Source organism: Catenulispora pinistramenti, assembly GCF_018274385.1.
GTDB classification, from domain to species: Bacteria; Actinomycetota; Actinomycetes; order Streptomycetales; family Catenulisporaceae; genus Catenulispora; species Catenulispora pinistramenti.
Window position 1 is genome coordinate 1 of record NZ_JAAFYZ010000380.1, and the last position, 5,430, is coordinate 5,430.

Annotated in this window: 6 protein-coding genes; 2 read left to right on the forward strand and 4 right to left on the reverse strand. The window is 69.9% G+C overall.

Annotated features, from left to right (window positions below; translation table 11 throughout):
- Positions 1-1,017: 1,017 nt before the first annotated feature.
- Both KGQ19_RS47200 and KGQ19_RS47205 read left to right on the forward strand, forming a co-directional pair.
- Positions 1,018-1,500: an AAA family ATPase gene (locus KGQ19_RS47200; protein ID WP_212021939.1), complete on the forward strand. Its 483-nt coding sequence runs from the start codon at positions 1,018-1,020 to the stop codon at positions 1,498-1,500.
- 39 nt (positions 1,501-1,539) lie between these two features.
- Complete coding sequence (locus KGQ19_RS47205) at positions 1,540-2,115, forward strand: GtrA family protein (RefSeq protein ID WP_307856730.1); 576 nt, start codon at positions 1,540-1,542, stop codon at positions 2,113-2,115.
- A 181-nt stretch (positions 2,116-2,296) separates the two neighbouring features.
- Here KGQ19_RS47205 and KGQ19_RS47210 read toward each other — a convergent pair whose 3' ends face one another.
- From KGQ19_RS47210 to KGQ19_RS51530, 4 genes are all read right to left on the reverse strand, one after another.
- Positions 2,297-3,118, reverse strand: a complete 822-nt coding sequence (locus tag KGQ19_RS47210; protein ID WP_212021940.1) for a GntR family transcriptional regulator — start codon at positions 3,116-3,118, stop codon at positions 2,297-2,299.
- A 21-nt stretch (positions 3,119-3,139) separates the two neighbouring features.
- On the reverse strand, positions 3,140-4,141 hold the full coding sequence (locus KGQ19_RS47215) for a proline racemase family protein (RefSeq protein WP_212021941.1): 1,002 nt from the start codon (positions 4,139-4,141) through the stop codon (positions 3,140-3,142).
- Positions 4,141-5,049 (reverse strand): dihydrodipicolinate synthase family protein, encoded by a 909-nt coding sequence (locus tag KGQ19_RS47220; protein WP_212021942.1) that lies wholly within the window; start codon positions 5,047-5,049, stop codon positions 4,141-4,143. Before KGQ19_RS47220 ends, KGQ19_RS47215 begins: the two co-directional genes overlap by 1 nt.
- A gap of 2 nt (positions 5,050-5,051) precedes the next feature.
- A partial coding sequence (locus KGQ19_RS51530; protein WP_212021943.1) for a (2Fe-2S)-binding protein occupies positions 5,052-5,430 on the reverse strand: 379 nt, incomplete at its 5' end.

Genomic DNA, 5,430 nt, shown 5'->3' on the forward strand with positions numbered 1-5,430 from the left:
CCCCCAGCCCAGCCCGGCTGCAGCCCGGCTACCTGCGCCAGCCCCCGACCTCGCAGGTCAGCCGAGGCGCGAATAGCCACGCAGCACGTCCGAGACCCGCACCTCAGCCGTCGCAGCGGCCCACACGGCAGCTCGGGCCTGCCAACCGCGCACAACGACCCGCCGCGCCAGCCAGCCGCACCTGCCCAGCATGCCAGCGAGGCAACTCCGCAGCGCCAACCAAGCCGCCAACCAGCGCGGACCCGGCAACTCACCCATTCGGCGCCAGCCAATCCGCGTAGCCCGATCTACGCCAATCACCCGATGTCCGATATGCAACCTTCACCCACTATTGAAGTAATCCAAAGGCCGCCAACCACCGCCAAACCCAACCGGCGGCCCCCGGACCGACGGTCACCACCGGCCGGGCGCGGACAGAGCTCACCGCACCCGCCCGAAGGCAGCCGCCACGCCCTCGATGACCACGCGTCGTCGACTGCTCGAAGCGAGGCGATAAGGGCCTCCGGCTTCGGCGAAGTCGGAGGCAGATGGGGGATCGCCCCGCATCGAGCAGGCCCCGCAAGGGGCGGGCACAGCACAACCCAACAGCCGGGCCCCGGCGTCTCCCCCAGGCGCCAGGGTCCGGCCCCCAAACCTGCCCTTCTTCAGCCCACCGACCCACCCGCCAACCAACCACCCGCTCCCGCAATCCGAAAGGTCGCCGACACCACCGCAGCGCACGTCCGGCGCGGCACAACCTCCGGCACCAACCTCAGCCACCCGCCCAAGACCCGGCTGGTACCTTGCCCGAGAATCGGGCATCGTTTCACCGCCGACGGCCGCCACGTCCGCAGCCCGCGGCTTGAACCATCGCAGGTCACGGCAGCCAACCTGACCGGCAGCAGCGCCAACGACGCCCCGGGCGGCCATCGACGAAGGCCCACGCCAAATGCCGCAGGCAACCGAGTCATGAAAGCGAGGCCGAAGCTTGTACGACGAACCAGCCCGGCAGCGGCCCCTGCCGGGACGCCGGCCGACATGACGCGGATCTTGGTGACCGGCATGTCCGGGACCGGGAAGACCACCCTGCTCGAGGAGCTCGGTCGGCGGGGCCACCGGGTGGTGGACACCGACTACGGGGACTGGCACGAGGTGGTCGACGGCGAGCGGCTGTGGCACGAGGGCCGGATCGGCGCCCTGTTGGATGGTGTCGCGGACGACAGTCACGAACTGTTGTTCGTGCAGGGAACGGTCCGCAATCAGGGGCATTTCCGCGACCGCTTCGATCACGTGGTACTGCTGAGCGCGCCGGCCGAGGTGATCATCGAGCGGCTGGCAACGCGCACCGACAATCCCTACGGAAAGAATCCTGCGGAGCTGGTCGAGACGTTGGAGAACCTGGAGTTGGTCGAGCCGCTGCTGCGGAAGTCGGCGACGTTGGAGGTGGTCACGACCGTCCCGGTGACCGAGGTCGCCGACGTGGTTCTAGCGCACGTGCGACGCGCCAAGATGTCGTCGTAGCGACCTCGGCCGTTCGCTCGGGGCTGGTAGCTTGCCCGCGTGGTCGGGCACCGTTTTCACGCATTGATGGCCGCCGTCGTGCGCAGGCTGCCGTTCGGGCTTTCGCGCGTCGTCGCACCCAGCATGCTCGGGTTCGCGGTCATCAACGGGTTCACCTTCTCGGTGGACCTCGGGTTGTTGACGCTGGCGCATCGGTTGCTGCACTGGCCGTACCCGGCGGCGGTCACGGTGTCGTACCTGACGGCGTTCGCGCTGAGCTTCGTGCTGAACCGGGGGTTCAATTTCCAGTCGCATGGGGCCCTGGGGCAGCAGACCGCGCGCTATGTGGTGGCAGTCGGGGTCAACTACTTGGTCTTCGTCCTCGGTGTCGGCACCGGTCTGACTGCGGTGGGGGTTGGCTACGCGCTGGCCCGCGTGCTGTCGGGGCTGCTCGAGGGCGTGTATATGTACTGCGTGATGCGCTGGGTGGTGTTCCAGGACGCTGCGGCTGCCCCGGCCGGCGCTGCAACCCCGGAGCCGACTGCCGCCCGGGCCGCCGCCGCAGCTCGTGACTCGTCTGGCGCCCGGGCTACCGCAGCTGCGGACCACCACTCGACCACCAGTGCGGACTCCTGACCCGGTGGCCGTCGCAACCGCCGACTAGCTGTACTGCCCGCCGCGACCATCGGCTCGGGCCGTCGCAACCTCTGGCTAGCCCGCCAAGACCATCAGCTCGACCGTCGCAACTACCGGCTGGCCCGCCGCGACTTCCGACCGGTCCGGCCGCGAGCCGCCCCCGACGACCTGCCTATCGCAGCTACTCGCGGCCCGCCCAGATCGATCGCACGTGCGTCAGGTGCGTCTTCATCAGGCCTTCGACCGTCGGGGCGTCGCGGGCAATGAGTGCGTCGACGAGTTGGACGTGTTCCTCGGCTGAGGCGGCTAGGACGCCGGCGTCGGCTAGGGAGGGTAGGCCGTAGAGGCGGGAGCGGTTGCGGAGGTCGCTGACTACTTCTACTAGGTGGGGGTTGCCGGACAGGCCTAGGAGGGCGAGGTGGAAGGCTTGGTCGGCCTCGACGTAGGCGATGAGGTCGCGGGCTTTGGCTGCGGTGACGATGGCTTCGGCTGCTGGGCGGAGGGCGGCCAGGTCGGCGGCGGGGGCGGTGCGGGCCAGGCCGGTTACTACCGGGACTTCGATCAGTGCCCTGATCTCAGTGAACTGGTCCAGGTCGGATTCGGACAGTTCGGTTACGCGGAAGCCCTTGTTTCGGACGACCTCGACCAGGCCTTCCTTGGCCAGGTCGAGCATGGCTTCGCGTACTGGTGTCGCCGACACCCCAAAGCCTGCGGCCAGGACCGGGGCTGAGTAGACCACGCCGGGGCGGAGTTCGCCGGCGATCAGGGCTGCGCGCAGGGCGTGCGAGACCTGTTCGCGGAGCGAGTTGTGGCCCAGTACCCGGGGCAGGTTCAGTGCCGGGCCGCGCTCGGCACCGGTGCCGGTGCCGGCGGTACCGAGCCCAGTGCCGGTGCCGGTGCCGGTGCCGGTGCCACCGCTGGCGTTGGTGCTGGCGGACCCTGCGGCTCCGGCGGCGGACGGGGCGGCGAAGACCGCGGCGCCGCTGGTAGTCCTGTCTGGCATGGTCGAAACCCTATCCCGTGATTAGAGCAGGAACCCAGCAGGGAACGGATCGGCTGGATCCAGGAAGTACTGGGCTGTACCGGTCACCCAGGCGCGGCCTGTCACCGTCGGGATCACCGCGGGGCGGCCGGCGACTTCGGTTTGCTCGACCAGGCGGCCGATGAAGCGGGTGCCGATGAAGGATTCGTTGACGAAGTCGGTGTTCAGTGGCAGTTCGCCGCGGGCGTGCAGTTGTGCCATGCGGGCGGAGGTGCCGGTGCCGCATGGGGAGCGGTCGAACCAGCCGGGGAAGATGGCCATGGCGTGGCGGGAGTGCTGGGCGGTGGAGCCGGGGGCGCGGAAGTAGACGTGGTGGACGGCGCGGATGGAGTCGTCGAGTGGGTGCACCGGCTCGGCGGCGGCGTTGATCGCGTCCATGGTGGCCAGGCCGGCGGCGATGATCTCGTTCTTGGCGGTGTGGTCGAAGGGGAGCTTGTAGGCGTCCAGGTCGACGATCGCGTAGAAGTTGCCGCCGTAGGCCAGGTCGTAGCCGACGGTGCCGAAGCCGGGGACGTCCACCTGCGCGTCCAGGCGTTCGGCGAAGCTGGGTACGTTGCGGATGGTCACGGACTTGGCGGCGCCGTCCTCGACCTGGACGTCGGCGAGGATCAGGCCGGCTGGGGTGTCCAGGCGAACGGTTGTTACCGGCTCTACGACTGGCACCATTCCGGTCTCGACCAGGACGGTCGCGACGCCGATGGTGCCGTGGCCGCACATCGGGAGTAGGCCGGAGACCTCGATGTAGAGGACACCGTAGTCGGCGTCGGGGCGGGTGGGGGGCTGGAGGATCGCGCCGGACATGGCGGCGTGGCCGCGCGGTTCATACATCAGCAGGGTGCGCAGGTGGTCCAAGTGCTCCATGAAGTACCGGCGCTTGGCCATCATCGTCTCGCCGGGGACGACGCCGACACCGCCGGTGATGACGCGCGTCGGCATGCCCTCGGTGTGGGAGTCGACGGCGTGGTAGACGTGCTTGGTACGCATCAGGCCTGCTTCCGCTCGCGCGCCTGCTCTTCCAGCGGCAGGACGCGAAGGGTGTCGGCCTTGATGGCGTCGTACTGGCCCGGCAGGAGCGAGACGCGGGGCGGGCGGCAGCCGCCGCCGTGCAGGCCGGCCAGGTCCATGGAGAGCTTGATGGCTTGGACGAACTCGGTGCGGGAGTCCCAGCGCAGGAGCGGGTGGAGGTCGCGGTAAAGCGGCAGGGCGGTCTGCATGTCCTGGGTGGTGGCGGCGCGGTAGAGATCGACGCAGACGTGCGGGATCGCATTCGGGTAGCCGGAGATCCAGCCGACCGCGCCGGCGAGGGCGAGTTCGAGCAGGACGTCGTCGGCGCCGATCAGGAGGTCGAGGTCGGGTGTCAGTTCCTTGATGCGGTAGGCGCGGCGGGTGTCGCCGGTGAACTCCTTGACCGCACGGATGTAGCCGGCTTCGTGGAGCTTCTGGAGTAGTTCGGGGACGAGGTCGACCTTGGTGTCGATGGGGTTGTTGTAGGCGACGATCGGCACGCCTACCTCGGCGACGGCCTTGTAGTGAGCCAGCACGGAGCGTTCGTCGGCGCGGTAGGCGTTGGGCGGCAGCAACATGACCGCTTGCGCACCCGCTTGCGCGGCCTGCTCGGCCCAGCGTCGCGACTCCATCGACCCGTACGCCGCGACTCCGGCCAGCACCCGGTCTCCGCCGACCGTGTCGACCGCGGTCTTCACGACGGCGGCGCGTTCGGCGTCGGTGAGCGTCTGGTACTCGCCGAGTGAGCCGTTGGGGCACACGCCGTCACAGCCGGCGTCGATGAGGGCGCGCAGGTTCGCGGCGTACGCGTCGAGGTCCACGGACAGATCGTCGCGGAACGGCAGGGCGGTGGCGACGACGACGCCGTGCCAGGGCATGCGGGACATGGTCACTTGTTCCTTCGGTCTTGCGCGGCAAGCATGCCGAGCGGTACGGGGCGCGCCAAGGGGCGCTTCGCAGCGGCGAGGAGGTCGGCGGGGGACGGCGGATCGGCGGCATCGGGGCGGGCGAGGCAGGCCACGGCGTAGCCGCAGACGCGGCCTTGGCACCAGCCCATGCCGGCACGGGTGAGGAGTTTGACGGTGCGGGCGTCGGCGGCGCCGAGGTCGGTGACGGCTTCGGTGATGGCCTCGGCGGGGACCTCTTCGCAGCGGCAGACGAGGGTGTCGGCGGTGAGGTGGTCGCGCCACGCGGCGGGGATCGGGTGGCGGGCGCGGAGGAGGTCGGCCAGGGCGCGTTGGCGGGCGCGGCGACGGAGGAGGGTGGGG